The organism is Glycomyces lechevalierae, assembly GCF_027622945.1.
In the GTDB taxonomy this organism is placed as follows: Bacteria; Actinomycetota; Actinomycetes; order Mycobacteriales; family Micromonosporaceae; genus Glycomyces; species Glycomyces rutgersensis.
In genome coordinates this window covers 113,134-131,210 of the sequence record NZ_JAPZVQ010000001.1, presented here as the reverse complement: position 1 = coordinate 131,210, position 18,077 = coordinate 113,134, and the positions used below count along the sequence as shown (strand labels likewise).

Below are 18,077 nucleotides of genomic sequence, written 5' to 3'. Positions count from 1 at the left end.
AGCGGAGCGAGCGGCTGGGTGGGGCGACGGGCGTGGGGCGTTACCAGCCTTCGAGGCCCAGTTGCTGGGCCTGCTTCTTGACGTCCTCGTCGTAGAGGGCGGCGGCGTCGGCGGCCGAGCGGATGCCCGAGCCGACCTCCACGGTGATCTGCTCCAGCGCCGGGCCCTTGACCGGCGACAGGAACTCCAGGGCCGGCGCGGTGAGCCCCGCGTCGAAGTACGCCTGCAGCTGGGCGACGGCGGGCGGCACGTCCGAGGGCACGGTGCAGCCGTCGATGAAGTACGGGCCGATGACGCTCACGCCGGCGGTCTGCGCGTCGCAGCCCTCGGTGCTGGCGACGAACGCGAGGAAGTCCTGCGCCGGGCCCGGGTCCTCGTTGGTCTGCGGCAGGTAGAGCGCTCCGGGGAGCCAGGTCGTCACGCCCGCTTCGGCGGGCGCGTCCCCGGGCAGGCCGAAGAACCCGAGCTGGTCGACGCCTTCGGGGTCGACCGCCTCGATCTCGGTGAGCGCGTTGGTGAGGATCGGGTAGTGGACGCCTTCCCCGGCGACGAGCGCCGCGAGCCCTTCGTTGTAGGTGAGGGACGCGAAGTCCTCGTTGAGGTACCCGGCCTCGGCCACCTCCTGCAGGTGCTCGAACCCGGCCAGGGCCGCCGGGGTGTCGGCGAAGTGGGCCTCGTTCGCGGTGTACGCGTCGGCCCAGTCGGGTTCGGCGGCGAGCACGTTGTAGTTGTCCGCCAGGACGAACAGCTGCGAGGTCCACGCGGACTCGGTGCCGTAGGTCTGGATCACGGGCGCGGCCGTCCCCGCGTCGAGGATGGCCTGGTTGTTGGCCATGAACTCGTCCCAGGTGGTCGGCACCTCGAGGCCCAGCTCCTCGTACGCGGCGAGGTTGTAGAGCACGCCGCCGCCGATGGCCTGGCCCACGGGCACGCCGTGGACCGCGTCGCCGGAGGTCACGCCGTCCTTGAACGTGTCGGTCACCGAGTCCAGGTAGGTCTCGCCGCTGAGGTCGGTGAGCATCTGGGACGGGTTGAGCGCCTGGAGGAGCGAGCCGGAGTTGTAGAAGAACAGGTCGGGCATGTCGCCGGTCTGGAGGCGGGTCTTGACGATGTTGTCGCCCTCGGTGCCGCCGGGGCGGATCTCGAGCTCGATCTCGACGTCGGGGTGGGCCTCGGTGTACGCGTCCACGAGGGCCTGCATGAGGCTGCCGGTGGCCTCGGAGTTGTCGATGAGGATGTTCAGCGTGCCGTCGTCGTCGCCCCCGGTGGAGCAGGCGGCGAGGCCGGCGGCGAGCACGGCGGCCGCCGCCCCGGCGGCCGCACGGGGGAGGAGGGGTCGGTGGGTCGAGTGCATGGTCGTGACCTCCATTGGTAACGCCCGATCGTCCCGATTGGAACGATTCATTTTCGTGAGGGATCGCGTATGCGGTTGTGCTCGTAGGGCTTCGGGCTCAGTGGTCGCCGAGCGCGCCGAGGCGCGTGGCGGCGCCGCGCGGGCGCGGCGGCCGGGTGCTGGAGCGGACGACGAGGTCGGGTTCGACCACCTCGTGCCGTGCTTCGGTGCGCCCGGCGATGCGTTCGAGCAGCAGCTCGACGGCGAGGCGGCCCATCCGCTCGCCGTCCTGGTGCACGGTGGTGAGCGAGATGCCTGGGTGGGCGGCGATCTCGATCCCGTCGTAGCCCGCGACGGCGACGTCGTCGGCGGTGAGCCCCGCGTCGGCGACGGCGCGCAGCACGCCGAGCGCCGGCTCGTCGTGGCAGGCGAAGATCGCCGTGGGCCGCTCCGCGCCGGAGAGCAGCCGGAGGGCGGTGCGGTGCGCGTCGGCGGTGACGTCCGCGGCGCGGGCGATGCTGATCCGGTCGCCGAGACCGGCCTCCTGCATCGCCGTCCGGTACGCCTCCAGGCGGATCGCCTGCGGCACACCGGAACCGGGCCTGGTGCGGGCGCCCTCGCCGGTGAGGTGGGCGATGTCGCGGTGCCCGAGCTCGAAGAGGTGCCGCATCACCTGGCGGGCGCCGGCCTCGTCGTCGCTCACCACCGTGTCGTACCCCTCGGCCCGGTCGTGGCGGCCGATCATCACCACCGGCACGGTGGCCGAGAGCTCGGAGAGCCAGGCGGGTTCGACCAGCGGCGAGACCGCGATGACTCCGTCCACCTGCCGGTCGACGAGGGCTTGGATGGCCCGGTAGCCCTCGCTGTGCGCGGGGTCGGCCGGGGCGATGATGAGCTGGTACGGCGAGCCGGAGAGGGCCGCCGTCGCCCCGGTGAGCAGCATCGGGAAGAACGGGTTCGAGAGCTCCGGGATCTCGATGCCGAGCGTGAAGGTCTTGCCGCGCATGCCCCTCGCCGAGACGCTGGGCCGGTAGCCGAGCGCCTCGATCGCGGCGGTCACGCGCTCGCGCATCGCCGGGCTCACGCCGTAGGCGTTGCGGATGACCTTGGAGACCGCGGCCCGCGAGACGCCCGCCGCGCGGGCGACGTCCTCGATCGTGACCGAACCGGCCGGGCCGCGAGCCGCCATGGAAACACCTCCCCGTCGAGCGATGGAGATCAATCTACACAGCATGTAGAGCGATCTACAAGAGGGAGATCCGAGAAAAGATCCGGGGCCGCCCGCCGCAGCGGACGGCCCCGGGCCGGTTCAGTTGCGCCGCTGGATTATTCGGCGGTCAGGTGGATCATGACGGCGTGCACGGGCCACAGGCCCGGCAGTTGCAGGCCGACCTCGGTGAGCACGCGGCCGGGGACGTGGACCGGGTCCTTGCCGAGCCACGGCGGGGTCGTCCAGCCATGCCTCGACGCGCCGATCTCGTCGCGGACCCGCAGCGTGTACCGCCGTTCGGGGTCGAGCCCGTCGAGCCGGAGCCGCTCGGGCAGCGCGTCCTCGATCGATGCCACGGTGGCGACCGTGAACACCGCCTCGGAGCGGTCGGCCGCGACGACGCCGCGAACGCGCAGCGCAGGGTCCACCACGTCCGGGTGCACCACGTTCCCGGTGTGCAGCAGCCCGCGCAGTTCCTTGTAGAGCGCGCCGAACGCCTTGATCTGTTCGGTCTCTTCCTCGTTGCAGGACATGATGTCCCACTCGAACCCGGCCGAGCCCTGCAGCGAGGTCGCGATCCGGTAGGCGAGGCCGGTGGCCCGCCCGGACGAGTGGGCCGGGGACGGCCCGACGTGCGCGCCGATCATCTCGGGCGGCAGCACCAGCTCGGTCCAGCGCTGGATCTCCTGGCGCTCGACGGGGTCGTTCGAGTCCGAGGCCCACACCCGGTCGGTGCGGGCGAGGATGCCGAGGTCCGTGCGGGCGCCGCCGGAGGAGCACGACTCGATCTCCAGGCCCGGGTGGTCGGCCTTGAGCCGGTCGATGAGCCGGTAGGTCGCGAGGGTCTGCAGGTGCGTGCCCGGCCGCCCCTCGTGCACGGCTTCGACGAGGTCGCGGTTGTGGTCCCACTTGATGAACGCGATCCCCAGCCGCTCCACCAGGGTCGACATCTGCGACCGGAGGTGCTCGAACGCTTCCGGATTGGCCAGATCCAGCACGTACTGCGTGCGGTACGACAATCCCTCGGGCGACGGCACGGACGCGGGGTTGGCGAGCAGCCAGTCGGGATGGTTGCGGGCGAGGTCGGAGTCGAGGTTGACCATCTCGGGCTCGAACCACAGCCCGAACTGCATGCCCAGAGCACGCACGAGCTCGGCGAGGGGTTCGAGGCCCTCGGGCCACACGGCCGGGTCGACCTCCCAGTCGCCGAGTCCGGCGCGGTCGTGGCGGCGGGCCATGAACCAGCCGTCGTCGAGGACGAACCGCTCGACGCCGATCGCGGCCGCCTTGCGCGCCAAGGCCTCCACGCGCGCGGGGTCGTGGTCGAAGTACACGGCCTCCCAGGTGTTGAGCACGAGCGGCCGCGCGGACTTCGGGTGCTGCGGGCGGGCGCGCATCCAGGTGTGGAACCGGTCCGCGATGCCGTCGAGGCCGGTGTCCGACCACGAGAAGTACGCGGTCGGCGTGCGGTAGGACTCGCCGGTCTCGAGCCGGATCTCGCTGGGGCGCAGCAGCTCACCAGCGCCGAGGAGCGTCACGTGGTCGGTGTGGCGGTCGGTGCGGTGGCGCACGTCGGCGCTCCAGCCGAGGTGCACGGCCCACACATCGCCGGTCCGGTTGCGCGGTGTTCCATTGGAGGCCAAGGTGACCCACGGCGAGTCGTGGCCGCCGCGCCCGCGCCGTGATTCGCGCACCGTGGTGCCGCGCGGGATCGCGCTCGTCGCCGGGGCCTTCTCGCGGGCCCACCGGCCGGTGAAGGAGGTCAGGTGGTCGGCGGTCTTCGGCACCGGCAGCGTCGCCTCCAGCCAGGCGACCTCCACGGTCCCACCGCCGTCGTTGCGCAGCTCGTGGTCGACCAGGACGAGTCCGCCCGCGCCGATCTCGAGCCGGGTCCGCAGCGTCAGGCCCGCTTCGGCGTCCACCGCCGTGACCTGAACGGCCGCTTCGCCTTCCTGGTCCACCGTCGCGTCCCAGCGCGGGAAGAGCGGCCGCCCGTCGCGGGTGGCCAGCAGCGCCGGCCGGCCGGCCCAGCCCTCGGACTCCTGCGGCGCCAACGAGAGCCGCCATGCGGCGTCGAGGGTCCCGGGCGCGGTCTGGCGGCCGGTGAGGCGGTCGAGCCCGTCGAGGTCCCCGGCTTCGAGCGGGCCGAGGTCGGGGCCCCAGTGGAGCACGGCCGGCAGGCCGGCGGGGCCGCCCCCTTGCAGGATGAGGGCCACGCCGTCGCGGCGCAGGAGAGTCCAGGTTCCGTTGTTCACGATGCTCCTTCGAAGGGGCACAAGGCCTGTCGCGCCCGGGTCTCGGTCCCGCGGGCACCTCGGCGGATTTCGGCTTGTCGATGGGCACGCTACATGACTTAACCGGGTTAAGGAAAGCCGAATCTCACGCCATTCCAATGGTATGTGATATGTGATATGTTACTGCGAATCCGAAGGTGTTTGGCCGGTCAGAGGGTTCCAACGACGCGCACCCCCATGCCATCTGATGCGGCCGACCGGCGCGAACTAGCGATAGGAAATCCCCCCATGATCAGAAAAGCAACCCGCGCGGCGGCGGCCCTCGCGGCCGCGGCGCTGCTGCTCACCGCCTGTTCCGGCGGCGGCCAAGACGGTGGGGGCGGCGACGGCCCCGGCGGCACGCCCGAGCCCGGCGGCACCGTCCATATGCTCCAGAACGCCGACTTCTCGTACCTCGACCCCGCGCGCGGCTGGGACGGCGGCGTCAACGCCTTCTACCGCCTCATCTACCGCGGCCTCACCATGCAGGCCGCCGGTGACGCCGACGACCCGAACGCGGTCGTCCCCGACATGGCCGAAGGCCTCGGCACCCCTTCGGAAGACGGCCTCACCTGGACCTACACCCTCAAAGAGGGCCTCAAGTTCGACAACGGCGACCCCATCACCTCGGCCGAGCTGAAGTTCGGCATCTCCCGGGCCTGGGACCCGGAGATCGGCATCGGCTCGCCCTGGCTCAAGAACACGATCGACGCCCCCGAGGACTACAAGGGCCCGTACCAGTCCGGTGAGCACCCGGGCATCGAGACGCCCGACGCGCAGACCATCGTCTTCCACCTCAAGGCCCCGTTCCCCGAGTTCGACAACGTCGTGGCCCAGGTGAACGCCGTGCCGTTCCCGGTCGGCACCGGCGCGGGCGACGAGTTCATCAAGGACGTCATCGCCTCCGGCCCCTACACCCTCGACTCGTACACGCCCGGCAGCTCGATCAAGCTGGTGCGCAACGAGTACTGGGACCAGGCCACCGACGACGTGCGCAAGGCCTACCCGGACGCGTGGGAGTTCGAGATCGGCCTCGAAGGCGCCACGATCGACGAGCGCCTGCTCGCCGGCCAGGGCTCCGACGTCAACGCCATCTCCGGCAAGATCCAGCCGGCCACCCTCGCGCGGCTCCAGAGCCCCGAGCTGCAGGACCGCGTCATCAGCGCCGAGGCCTACTGCGTCACCTACATGGGCATGGACACCACCGCGGCCCCGTTCGACAAGCTCGAAGTGCGCCAGGCGATGAACTACGCCGTCGACCGCACCTCGCTCCAGACCGCCTCGGGCGGCAACCAGCTCGCCCTCCCGGCCACCACGATCATCCCGAACGCGGTGAACGGCCACAAGGACTTCGACCTCTACCCGAGCGAAGGCGACAACGGCGATCCGGAGAAGGCCAAGGAGCTGCTCGAGTCCGTAGGCCTCGGGGACGGCTTCTCGTTCACCCTCGACATCCGCTCCAACCCGATCATGCAGGCGCAGGCCGAGTCCATCCAGCAGGCCCTCGCCAAGATCGACGTGGACGTGCAGCTCAACGTCATCGACACCTCCACCTTCTACGAGACCATCGGCACGCCCTCGCAGATGCACGACGCCGCGATCACCGGCTGGTGCCCGGACTGGGCCTCCAGCTCGAGCACGATGGTCCCGCCGCTGGTCGACGGCCGCGTGATCACCGAGAAGGGCAACACCAACATCGCGCAGATCAACGACCCGGGCCTCAACGCCCGCATCGACGAGATCCGCGCGATGACCGACCTCGAGGCCGCCAACGTCGAGTGGGGCGAGTTCGACGAGGAGGTCATGGCGCTGGCCCCGATGGTGCCGCTGCTGCAGGAGCCGAGCGTGTTCCTGCCGGGCGAGAACATCGCCGGGTACATCCCGAACACGAGCATGACGGACCTGACGATCATCGGCCTGAGCGACCCGTCCCGGGGCTGATCACCGATGACCTTCACTCCGACCGAGCTCGAAGTCGAAGGCGCCGCGGGCGGCGAGGCGGGGCGCGACGGCGCTCCGGCCGCGCCGCCCGCCTCCGGGCGGCGCCTCGCCCGGGCCTTCCTCCGCGACCGCGCGGCCGTCGCCTGCGGCGTCTACATCCTGCTCATCATCCTGATGGCCGTCGCCGCGCCGCTGCTGGTCAAGATCAGCGGCTACGGCCCCCTCGAATTCGACCAGGACGCCGTCGACCCGAACCTGGGCGGCATCCCGCTCGGCGCGGCGGGAGGCATGGGCGCCGACCACTGGTTCGGCGTCGAGCCCGGGAACGGGCGGGACCTCTTCGCCCGGATCGTCTACGGCGCCAGGGTCTCGATGCTCATCGCGATCTCGGCGACGCTGCTGACGACCTTCCTCGGCGTGGTCTTCGGGCTCATCGCCGGGTACTTCGGCGGGCGCGTGGACATGGTGATCTCCCGCGTCATGGAGTTCCTCATGGCCTTCCCGGCGCTCATCTTCATGATCGCGGTGCTCTCGGCCCTGCCCGCCGAGAACCGCCAGTTCCTGCTGGTGCTGGTGATCTCGTTCTTCGGCTGGCCGTACCTCGCCCGCATCGTGCGGGGACAGACCATGTCGCTCAAGGAGAGGGAGTTCGTGGAGGCCGCGAAAGCCTCGGGCGCGACCAGCGCCCAGATCATCTTCAAGGAGATCCTGCCGAACCTCGCCTCCACGATCATCGTCATGACCACCCTCGCCGTGCCCGGCTACGTGGGCACCGAGGCGGGCCTGTCGTTCCTCGGCGTGGGCGTCGTCCCGCCGACCCCGTCGTGGGGCCAGATGATCGCGAGCTCCGTGCCCTGGTACGCCGTCGACCCGGCGTACTTCCTCATCCCGGGGGCCTTCCTGTTCCTGCTCGTGCTCTCGTTCACGGTGCTCGGCGACCGCATCCGCAGACTTTTGGGGGAGGGGATGGCATGATCCCGCTTCGCTTCGTCGCCAACCGGGTTCTCGGCATGATCATCGTGCTGTTCCTGGTGTGCCTGTTCACCTTCGTGATCTTCTTCGTGCTCTCGCCGGACCCGGCCGTGCAGATCTGCGGCAAGAACTGCACGCCGGAGGCGATCGACCAGATCCGCGCCAACCTCGGCATCGACCAGCCGTTCTGGACCCAGTTCGGGACGTTCCTGGCCGGGCTCTTCGCGGGCCGCACCTACGGTACGGGGCCGAACGCGATCGACTGCGCCGCACCGTGCCTCGGCTACTCGTTCCAGTCGAGCCAGGCCGTCACGGACATGATCGTGCAGCGCCTCCCGGTGTCCGCCACCGTCGCCGTGGGCGCGGCCGTCCTCTGGCTCCTCGCCGGCGTCGCGGGCGGCCTGCTCAGCGCCGTCAAGGAAGGCAGGTTCGCGGACCGCTTCATTGCGGGACTCACGCTCACCGGCATGTCGATCCCGAACTACGTGCTGGCGCTCTCGCTCCAGTTCCTGCTGGTCGTCACCCTCGGCTGGCTGCCGTTCCCGCAGGCCGTCGCCTTCTCGGACGACCCGTTCCAGTGGTTCCAGAACTTCCTGATGCCCTGGATCGTGCTCGCCATCGGCATGGCGGCCGTCTACACCAGACTCACGCGCGCGAACGTGATCGAGACGCTGCAGGAGAACTACGTGCGCACCGCCCGCGCCAAGGGCCTCAGCCCCGGCCTGGTGTGGCGGCGGCACGCGCTGCGGCCGGCGCTCACGCCGATCGTCACGATCTTCGGCATGGACTTCGCCGGCCTGCTCGGCGGCGCCCTCATCACCGAGACCGTGTTCGGGCTCAACGGCATCGGCAAGATGGCCGCGGACTCGATCACCAAGAACGACCAGCCGGTCATCATGGGCGTCACGCTGCTCGCGGCCTTCCTGGTCGTCATCGGCAACATGGTGGTCGACCTCCTGTACACGGCCATCGACCCGCGAGTGCGAGTGGGGAGCTCGGCATGACCATTTCGGACACACTGCTGCGGGTGCGGATGCTCACCGTCGGCTTTCCGAACATCCATGGCCCCAACGAGGTCGTCAAGTCCCTCGACTTCGACGTGGCCCGGGGCGGCGCGCTCGGCATCGTCGGCGAGTCCGGCTCCGGCAAGTCCATGACGAGCCTCGCCGTCATGGGCCTGCTCCCCAAGGGCGCCAAGCGCACCGGCTCCATCGAGTTCGACGGCACCGAGCTCACGGCCCTGCCCGAACGCGCCATGCGCTCGGTCCGGGGCGACCGGATCGCGATGATCTTCCAGGACCCGCTCTCCTCCCTGAACCCGTACTACACGGTCGGGACGCAGATCATGGAGGCCTACCGCTCGCACCGCACCGGCGTGACCCGCCGCCAGGCCCGCAATGTGGCGATCGAGGCGATGGAACGCGTCCACATCAGCGACGCCGCCCGAAGGGTCGACCACTACCCGCACCAGTTCTCCGGCGGCATGCGCCAGCGCGTCATGATCGCGATGACGCTGAGCATGGAGCCCGAGCTCATCATCGCGGACGAGCCCACCACCGCCCTCGATGTGACCGTGCAGGCCCAGATCCTCGACCTCCTGGCCGAGATCCGCGCGGACACCGGGGCCGGGCTCATCCTCATCACCCACGACCTCGCCGTCGTCAGCGAGGTCACCGACCACATCGTCGTCATGCGCGACGGCGACCTCGTCGAGCAGGGCCCGGCCGAGCGGATCTTCACGGACCCGCAGGAGCCGTACACGCGGATGCTGCTCGACGCGGTGCCGCGCATCGACGACGAGATCGGGCTGCTCCGCACCGTGTCCACCGAGGAGGGCCGATGACCGGCGAAACCCTGCTGCGCGCGCGGAACCTGGTCAAGGAGTTCACCGTCTCCGGCGGCGGCCTCCTGGGCCGCTCCGGCCGCTTCCGCGCCGTCGACGACGTCTCGCTCGAGGTCGCCAAGGGCGAGACGCTCGCACTCGTGGGCGAGTCCGGTTCGGGCAAGTCCACCACCGCGCGCCTGATCGCGCGGCTCATCGACACCACGAGCGGCACGATCGAGTTCGACGGCCGCGAGGTCCACGCGCTCTCCGGGAAGGCCCTGCACGCGTTCCGCAGTGAAGTGCAGATGGTCTTCCAGGACCCGTACTCGTCGCTGAACCCGAAGCACACGGTGGAGCGGATCGTCACCGCGCCGCTCGCCTACCAGCGCCGCCCGATCCCCGGCGGCGCGCGCGTCTTCACCGGCGCGCTCCTCGAGCGCGTCGGCCTGAACCCCGACCACGCGAACCGCTTCCCCGCCCAGTTCTCGGGCGGGCAGGCCCAGCGCATCGGCATCGCCCGCGCGCTCGCGGTGTCCCCCAAGCTGATCATCGCCGACGAGGCGGTCTCGGCCCTGGACGTCTCGGTGCAGGCGCAGGTCATCAACCTGCTGCGCCGCCTCCAGGACGAGGAGGGGTTCAGCTATCTGTTCATCGCGCACGACCTCGCGGTGGTCCGCCAGATCGCGACCCGGGTGGCGGTGATGAACGGCGGCCGCATCGTCGAGTCCGGCGACCGGGACGCGGTCTTCGGTGCGCCGCAGCACGAGTACACGAAGAAGCTCCTGGCCGCCGTGCCGCGCATCCGCCCCGAGTGGGACGCCGCGCGGCGGCGCAACGAGCAGGCCCGCCGCGAGCGAGAGGAAGCCTTGTGAGGGACCCCGGTGTCGAATACGTCGAATACCAACTGCCGGGCATGTGGGTGCGCGAGCGCCGCGTCCCGGTCCCGCTCGACTGGTGGCACCCCGAATCCGGCGCGATCGAGGTCTTCGTGCGCGAGCTCGTGGACCCGGACAAGCGCGGGGACGACCTGCCGCTCGTCACCTACCTCCAGGGCGGCCCAGGCGGGGCGAACCCCCGCCCGCTCGAACCGGGCGGCTGGATAGCGGAAGCGCTGCGGCACTACCGGATCGTCCTGGTCGACCAGCGAGGCACCGGCCGCAGCACCCCGCTCGACGCGCAAATCGTCTCCGAAATGGACGCCGAGACCGGAGCGGACCACTTGTCCCGCTTCAGGGCCGACTCGATCGTCCGCGACCTCGAGCACGTCCGCCAGACCGTCTACAGCGGACGGCGGTGGGCGACGCTCGCGCAGAGCTACGGCGGCTGGCTCACCCTCGCCTACCTCTCGCACGCGCCCGAAGCGCTCACCGCCGCGTACGTGTGCGGCGGCATCCCCGGCAACCCGATGAGTGCCGAGGAGGTCTACCGCCGCACCTTCGACCGCGTCGCCGCCAAGACCGCCGAGTACTACCGCCGCTACCCGCACGACGTGGAGCAGGTCGCCAGGATCGCCGACCGCCTTGCGGCCGAACCGGTCCTGCTCCCGGACGGCGACGTGCTCACCGTGCGCCGCTTCCAGTCCCTCGGCATCGACTTCGGCATGAAGCCCGGCTTCGAGCGGATGCACTGGCTCGTCGAGGACGCCTTCATCCGCGGCGACCGCCTCTCCGAGGGCTTCCTCGCCGGCGTCCTCGCCCGCACCTCCTCCGCCGGGAACCCCCTGTTCTGGACCCTGCAGGAGTCCATCTACGGCGACGGACCCAACGGTCCCACCGCCTGGGCCGCCCAACGGGAGCGCGACCGCCGCCCCGAGTTCGACGAGGAGGTCCGCCCCCTCCCGTTCACCGGCGAGATGGCGTTCCCGTGGATGTTCGAGGAGGTCCGGCTCCTGCGCGGCTTCGCGCCCGCCGTCCACGCCCTCGCCGCCCGCGCGGAGTGGAGCCCGATCCTCGACCCCGAACGCCTGGCCGCCAACGAGGTCCCCGTGGCCGCAGCCGTCTACTTCGACGACATGTTCGTCGACTCCGGGCTGCAGCTCGACACCCTGCGCGGCCTCGGCAACGCCCAGGCGTGGGTCACCAACGAGTACGAGCACGACGGCATCGGCGCCGAGCGGGTCTTCGCCCGCCTCCGGGAGCTGGTGCGCGACCGAGGAGGAGAACGGCGATGACCGACGCCAGGCCGCCCTACGCGGGCACCCGCTACCCGAAGATCAAGGACATCAAGGGCTTCACCGAGCACATCGCCTCCGGCTGGGGCACCGACCCCGTCCCGGCGCGGCCGGTCGAGGGCGCCGCGCAGGCCGCCGCCGAGCACCGCCGCCGCCTGAGCGAACGCCTCCCCGGCGCCACCGTCGTCGTCCACTCGGGCACCGCCCCGACCCGCAACGACGACAACACCTACCTCTTCCGCCCGGACAGCGACTTCGTGTGGCTCACCGGCTGCCACGCCGAGGACGCCGTCCTCGTCATGACCCCGCGCCCCGGCGGCCACGACGCCCGCCTCTACCTGCCCCCGCCCTTCCGCCCCGGCGACACCGGCTTCTTCGGCGACGCCAACCACGGCGAACTGTGGGTCGGCGCCTCGCCCGGCCTCCCCGAATGGGCCGAAGCCCTCCAGCTCGACGTCGCACCGCTCAACGCCGTCGACGACCACGGGTTGAAAGGCGCGAGTCTCAAGGGCGCGTTGACGATCCAGACCACGAGCGAGACCTTCGCCGCCGACCACGGCCTGGACCCCTCCGCGCTCCTCGACCGCCACCTCTCCGTCCTCCGCATGGTCAAGGACGCCTGGGAGATCGAGCAGATGCGCCTCGCCGTCGACGCCACCGTCACGGGCTTCGCCGCCGTCGCCCGCGAGATCCCGCGCGCCATCGGCAGCGGCGCTGTCGAAGGCCTCGGCGAGCGCTGGCTCCAGGGCACCTTCGACCGCCACGCCCGCACCCACGGCAACGGCACCGGCTACACCACGATCGTCGGTTCCGGCCCCAACGCGCCCGTCCTCCACTGGGTCCGCTGCGACGGCCCCGTCCTCCCCGACGCGGCGCTCCTGCTCGACATGGGTGTGGAGGCCGAGAGCCTCTACACCGCCGACGTCACCCGCACCCTCCCGGCGAGCGGCACCTTCAGCCCGCAGCAGCGCGAGGTCCACGACCTCGTCGAGAAGGCCCACCGCGCCGGCATGGCCCAGGTCCGCCCCGGCGTCCAGTACCTCGACTTCCATTTCGCCGCAATGGAAGTGATCGCCCAAGGCCTCCACGACTGGGGCCTCCTGCCCGTCTCGGTCGACGAGGCCCTCTCGCCGGAGGGCCAGCAGCACCGCCGCTACCTCGCCTGCGGCATCGGCCACCACCTCGGCCTCGACACGCACGACTGCGGCCACGCCGAATACGAGGAGTACATGGGCGCCGACCTCGAACCCGGCGTCGTCATGACCGTCGAACCCGGCCTCTACTTCCACGCCCACGACCTCACCGTGCCGCCGGAGCTGCGCGGCATCGGCGTGCGCCTCGAAGACGACCTCCTCGTCACCGAGGACGGCGCCGAAGTCCTCTCCGCCGCCCTCCCGATCGACGCCGCCGGGGTCGAAGCCTGGACCCGGGCCCGCCTCGAGGAGACCCCATGACGGCGCCCTCCTTGCGGCCCTTCCCGCTCGGCGCCGTCCGCATCGACGGTGCGAGCGTCTTCGCGCGCGCCCGCGACGAGATGCTGCACCTCGCCCGCGTCTACCCCGTCGACCGCCTGCTCGCCGTCTTCCGCCGCAACGCCGGCCTCGACACGCGCGGCGCGCTCCCGCCCGGCAACTGGGAGGACTTCGGCCACCCCGACGAGCAGGCCTGGGGCGAGGCCGACTATCCCGGCCGCGAGCACGCCCCCACCGCCAACCTCCTGCGCGGCCACTACGCCGGGCACTTCCTCTCCATGCTCGCCCTCGCGGCCGCGGGGGAGCACGACCCCGTCCTGAAGGCCAAAGTGGACGGCTTCGTGATGGGCCTCGGCGAGGTCCAGGCCGCCCTGGCGGCGACCGGTCGCTACTCGCACCCTGGTTTCCTTGCGGCCTACGGCGAATGGCAGTTCTCGCGGCTCGAGGACTTCGCCCCGTACGGTGAGATCTGGGCGCCCTACTACACCTGCCACAAGCTCATGGCCGGGCTGCTCGACGCCCACGAGCTCACCGGGAACAAGCAGGCGCTGCCGATCGCCGTCGCCATGGGCCACTGGGTCCATCAGCGCCTCTCCCGCCTCGATCCCGAACGCCGCCAGCGCATGTGGTCGCTCTACATCGCGGGGGAGTTCGGCGGCATGAACGAGACCATGGCCCGCCTCGCCGCCGCCGCGCGCAAGCCCGTGTTCCTGGAGACCGCCGCGTTCTTCGACCAGGAGAACGTCCTCGAAGCGGGCGCCTCGCGCACGGACGTCCTCACGGACATGCACGCCAACCAGCACCTGCCCCAGCTCATCGGCTACGTGGAGGAGCACGAGCAGACCGGTGAGCCCCGCTACCTCGAAGCGGCGCAGGGCATCTGGGACCAGGTCGTGCCCGGCCGCATGTACGCCCACGGCGGCACCGGCGAGAGCGAGCTGTGGGGCCCGCCGGACACCGTGGCCGGGGACGTGGGCCACCGCAACGCCGAGACCTGCGCGGCTTACAACCTGCTGAAACTCGCCCGCCGGCTCTTCGCGCACACGCACGATCCGGCCTATATGGACTACTACGAGCGCACGGTCCTCAACCACGTCCTGGGCTCGCGCCGCGCCGTCCGATCGGACACCAGTCCCGAGGTCACGTACATGTTCCCGGTGCACCCGGGCGCGTTCCGCGAGTACGGCAACGTGGGCACGTGCTGCGGCGGCACGGGCCTGGAGAACCACGTCAAGTACCAGGACACGATCTACTTCCACAGCCCCGACGGCCTCTACGTGAACCTCCCGATCGACTCGGACCTCCACTGGGCCGAGGCCGGGCTGCGCGTGCGGCTCCGCTCGGGTTTCCCTCTGGGCGAAGGCATCACGCTCGCCTTCGAAGGCGAGACCGCCGAGGAGCGCACCGTCCACCTCCGCGTCCCGACCTGGGCCGCGGGCGACCTCGAACTGCGCCTCAACGGCGAACCGGCCGAAGCGACTCCCGTTCCAGGCCGGTACGTGTCCCTCACGCGCGCTTGGCGATCCGGCGACGAACTCCACCTCACCACTCCCGCGCGCCTGCGCGCCGAACCGGCGATCGACGACGAACGCCAATGCGCGCTCTTCCTCGGCCCGACGCTCCTCCTCGCCCGCTCGGAGCTGACCACCTCCCTGGCGTTCCCGCTCGCGGGCCGCCGCGAGGACGGCGACGTCATCACCGAGCAGACCGGGCCCGAACTCCTCGCCGAGCTCGCCGCGAAGGGCACAGTGCGACTCGACGGCGTCGAGTTCGAACCCTGCTGGTCCGGCCTGGACACCAAGTACCACATGTACGTCCGCAGCCGCGAGCCCGAGTTCGCGTTCGACCCTGTCCCGCCCGGCATGCCGGCCGTCGCCATCGAGGTCATGGAGGAGCCGGCCCCGTCCGGCTGGTACACGACCGCGCCCACGATCCGACTTCACACGCTCGAAGCCGAAGCGGAAGCCGTGCGCCTCGAACTCCGTGTCGGCCAAGGCGACTGGCAGCCCTATACGGCCCCCGTCACGCTCGACACCGAAGGCGTGCAGTACCTCGAGGCCCGCGTCCACGACAGCGAGGGCCGCACTGCGACCACCGTTCGCGAGCTCAGCGTCGACACGGCCCCGCCGGTCTCCCGCGCCACCGTGAAGGACCTCGGCTCGAGCTGGGAGATCACCCTCCACGCCGCGGACGAGGTCTCCGGGGTGGAGCGGATCCAGTGGGAGGGCCCGGGCACGTTCTGGGGCACCTTCCAGGAGGCGTTCGTGCGCGCGATCGGCCCCGAATCCCAGGTCATCGAGTACGCCGCGACGGACCGCGCGGGCAACGAGGAGCCTCGGCGGCGGCTCGTGATCCCCGGGAAGAACGGCCCGCGATGAGCGACCGGCGCCTGGAACCGGGCGAGAGCCTGCGCGTGCGCGTGGCCCGGATGCTCTCGCTCGCGATCATCTCCGGCGAGCTCGCGCCCGGCACGCTGCTCACCGTCCCGCGCGTCGCCGAGCGGTTCGCGGTCTCGGCCACCCCAGTCCGCGAGGCGATGCTCGACCTCGAGAAGCGCGGCTTCGTGGAGACGGTGCGCAACAAGGGCTTCCGGGTGACGGCCGTGAGCGACGAGCTCCTGCAGGACATCGTGGAGATCCGGCTGCTCCTCGAACCGCCCGCGATGGCCCGGGTCGCCGGGGCCTTCCCGGCCGGGCGCCTCGCGGACTTCCGCGCCCAGGCGGACGCGATCGTCGCCGGGGCCCGCTCGGGCGACCTCCCGGCCTACCTCCTCGCCGACCAGGCCTTCCACCTCGAACTCACCGCGCTGCTCGGCAACGACGTGCTCGTGGAGACGATCGCGGACCTGCGGGAGCGCACCCGCCTTGTCGGGCTCGTCTCGATGGTCGAGTCGAGCCGCCTCCACGTCTCGGCCGACGAGCACCACCGCCTCCTCGACCACCTCGCCGCCGGGGACGCCGACGCCGCCGAGGCCCTGATGCGCCAGCACATCCGCCACGCGATCGGCTGGTGGGCGGGCCGGGCCGAAGATCCGCGCCCGCGCGGCTGAACATTCATATCCGGCCTCCTGTCACAAACCATGCGGCAGCCTTGTCCTAGCTCGTGACGGGGCGGCGAACCGCCCCCGCGAAGAGGAGGAAGTCATGAAGATCGCTGTCTTCGGCGGTACGGGTCGCATCGGATCGCAGGTCGTGGACCTGCTGAACGGGCACGGTCACGAGGCGGTGCCGCACTCGCCGTCCACCGGGCTCGACGTGCTGACCGGGAAGGGCATGGCGGAGGCGCTGGAGGGCGCGGACGTCGTGGTCAACCTGACGAACTCGCCCACGTTCGACGAGGCGTCGTTCGAGTTCTTCCAGAAGAGCATGGACAACATGATCGAGGCCGCGGAAGCGGCCGGGGTCGGCCACGCGGTGATCCTCTCGATCGTCGGCGCGGACCTCGTGCCCGAGCTCGACTACTACCGGGCCAAGGTGCTCCAGGAAGACCTGCTCAAGGCCGGTCCCGTGCCTTACACGATCGTGCGGTCCACACAGTTCTTCGAGTTCATGGACGCGACCATGTCCTGGACCTCGGACGACACCACCGTGCGCCTGCCCGCCACCCCGATGCAGCCGATCGCGGCGGCGGAGATCGCCCAGGCGGTCGCCAAGGCGTCAGCGGGCGCGCCGCTCCAGGGCACGCGCGACGTGGCCGGGCCCGAGGTGTTCACGCTCGACGAGCTCGGGCGGATCACCCTGGAGGCCCGCGGCGACTCGCGGAAGGTCGTCACCGACGACACGGCCGGGCTGTTCGCCGCGGTCAAGGGCGACGCCCTGGTGCCCAAGGGGGACGCCGTGATCGGGAAGATCACCTACCGCGAATGGCTCGCGCGTTAGCCGGTCGGGCCCGCGCCCGGACCCGTCCCGCGGATCGATCCGATCGTCATACGGACCGCGGGACAGTGCCGGGCGCGGGCCCGGCTTCACCCCCGCTGCGGCAGCGCCGTCAGCTTCTCGGGGTTCACGATCCACAGCACCTGGTCGATGCCCTCCTCGGTGGCGCCCACGGTGATCACGCCGTACACCCCGCCGTCGCGGCGCAGCACCGCGGCGGTCTGGCCGTTGACCTCGACCAGATCGATCTCGAGGTCCTCCCAGAACCAGTCCGCGATGGCCGCGAGGAACTTCGCGACCCGGCCCGCGCCGACCACCGGGCGCCGCGAGACCTGATGCGCGCCATTGCCGTCGGACAGGCTCGTCACGTCCGCCGCGAACAGCTTCTCGAGCTCGCCCATGTCGCCGTGCTTCGCCGCCGCCAGGAACGCGGACAGGAGCCGGCGCTGCGCGTCCGGCCGCACCGCCGCCCGCCGCCCGACCGACATGTGCTTGCGCGCCCGGCTCACCAACTGCCGCACGGACGCTTCGCTCGTCCCCAGGATCTCCGCGATCTGCCCGTACGGGTAGTCGAAGGCCACCCGCAGCACGTACGCGGCGCGCTCGTTGGGGGAGAGGCGCTCCATGAGCAGCAGCGCCGCGAACTCCAGGGCCTCGCCGCGCTCTGCGCCCAGGTAAGGGTCGGCCTCGGTGTCGACCGGTTCGGGCAGCCACGGCCCGATGTAGGTCTCGCGGCGGGCGCGGGCGGACTTGAGGGCGTTGACGGCGAGCCGCGTGGTCGTGGTCGCGAGGAACGCGGCGGGGTGCTCGACCCGCGCGCGGTCGTACGCCTGCCAGCGCAGCCACACCTCCTGCACCAGGTCCTCGGCTTCGGCGGCGCTGGCGAGCATCCGGTACGCGATGCCGAACAGGCGCGGGCGCACCGCCGTGAACGTCGCGGCGGCCTCATCGAGACCGTGCTGTTCAGGACCGTGCTCCGGAACGCTTTCCGTACCAGTCGCCACGC

Annotated in this window: 14 protein-coding genes; 10 read left to right on the top strand and 4 right to left on the bottom strand. The window is 71.1% G+C overall.

The annotated features are described in order from the left end of the window. Positions 1-40 precede the first annotated feature (40 nt). From O2L01_RS00595 to O2L01_RS00585, 3 genes are all read right to left on the bottom strand, one after another. Entirely contained in the window at positions 41-1,354 is a 1,314-nt protein-coding gene (locus tag O2L01_RS00595) for an ABC transporter substrate-binding protein (RefSeq protein WP_270119487.1), read from the bottom strand. A 97-nt stretch (positions 1,355-1,451) separates the two neighbouring features. Then, complete coding sequence (locus tag O2L01_RS00590) at positions 1,452-2,522, bottom strand: LacI family DNA-binding transcriptional regulator (RefSeq protein ID WP_270119483.1); 1,071 nt, start codon at positions 2,520-2,522, stop codon at positions 1,452-1,454. Between the two features lie 137 nt (positions 2,523-2,659). Beyond that, positions 2,660-4,798: an alpha-galactosidase gene (locus O2L01_RS00585; protein WP_270119480.1), complete on the bottom strand. Its 2,139-nt coding sequence runs from the start codon at positions 4,796-4,798 to the stop codon at positions 2,660-2,662. 267 nt (positions 4,799-5,065) lie between these two features. On the opposite strand from O2L01_RS00585, the gene O2L01_RS00580 reads away from it, so the two are divergent. From O2L01_RS00580 to O2L01_RS00535, 10 genes are all read left to right on the top strand, one after another. Continuing rightward, a complete protein-coding gene (locus O2L01_RS00580) occupies positions 5,066-6,757 on the top strand; it encodes an ABC transporter substrate-binding protein (RefSeq protein WP_270119477.1) in 1,692 nt (563 codons plus the stop codon). A gap of 6 nt (positions 6,758-6,763) precedes the next feature. Next, a complete protein-coding gene (locus O2L01_RS00575; protein ID WP_270119473.1) occupies positions 6,764-7,732 on the top strand; it encodes an ABC transporter permease in 969 nt (322 codons plus the stop codon). Next, positions 7,729-8,733, top strand: a complete 1,005-nt coding sequence (locus tag O2L01_RS00570; RefSeq protein WP_270119470.1) for an ABC transporter permease — start codon at positions 7,729-7,731, stop codon at positions 8,731-8,733. Before O2L01_RS00575 ends, O2L01_RS00570 begins: the two co-directional genes overlap by 4 nt. After that, positions 8,730-9,572, top strand: a complete 843-nt coding sequence (locus O2L01_RS00565) for an ABC transporter ATP-binding protein (RefSeq protein ID WP_270119467.1) — start codon at positions 8,730-8,732, stop codon at positions 9,570-9,572. Before O2L01_RS00570 ends, O2L01_RS00565 begins: the two co-directional genes overlap by 4 nt. Continuing rightward, on the top strand, positions 9,569-10,426 hold the full coding sequence (locus tag O2L01_RS00560; RefSeq protein ID WP_270119465.1) for an ATP-binding cassette domain-containing protein: 858 nt from the start codon (positions 9,569-9,571) through the stop codon (positions 10,424-10,426). The genes O2L01_RS00565 and O2L01_RS00560 overlap by 4 nt, the downstream gene beginning before the upstream one ends. A gap of 41 nt (positions 10,427-10,467) precedes the next feature. Then, a complete protein-coding gene (locus O2L01_RS00555; protein WP_344469073.1) occupies positions 10,468-11,724 on the top strand; it encodes an alpha/beta fold hydrolase in 1,257 nt (418 codons plus the stop codon). Beyond that, a complete protein-coding gene (locus O2L01_RS00550) occupies positions 11,721-13,178 on the top strand; it encodes an aminopeptidase P family protein (protein ID WP_270119460.1) in 1,458 nt (485 codons plus the stop codon). Before O2L01_RS00555 ends, O2L01_RS00550 begins: the two co-directional genes overlap by 4 nt. Then, on the top strand, positions 13,175-15,574 hold the full coding sequence (locus tag O2L01_RS00545; RefSeq protein ID WP_270119459.1) for a glycoside hydrolase family 127 protein: 2,400 nt from the start codon (positions 13,175-13,177) through the stop codon (positions 15,572-15,574). Before O2L01_RS00550 ends, O2L01_RS00545 begins: the two co-directional genes overlap by 4 nt. After that, positions 15,571-16,245 (top strand): GntR family transcriptional regulator, encoded by a 675-nt coding sequence (locus O2L01_RS00540; RefSeq protein WP_270119457.1) that lies wholly within the window; start codon positions 15,571-15,573, stop codon positions 16,243-16,245. The genes O2L01_RS00545 and O2L01_RS00540 overlap by 4 nt, the downstream gene beginning before the upstream one ends. A 94-nt stretch (positions 16,246-16,339) precedes the next feature. After that, positions 16,340-17,074 (top strand): SDR family oxidoreductase, encoded by a 735-nt coding sequence (locus O2L01_RS00535; protein WP_270119455.1) that lies wholly within the window; start codon positions 16,340-16,342, stop codon positions 17,072-17,074. Positions 17,075-17,160: 86 nt separating this feature from the next. Here the strand turns inward: O2L01_RS00535 and O2L01_RS00530 are convergent, their stop codons facing one another. Continuing rightward, positions 17,161-18,075: an RNA polymerase sigma-70 factor gene (locus O2L01_RS00530; protein ID WP_270119452.1), complete on the bottom strand. Its 915-nt coding sequence runs from the start codon at positions 18,073-18,075 to the stop codon at positions 17,161-17,163. Positions 18,076-18,077 lie beyond the last annotated feature (2 nt).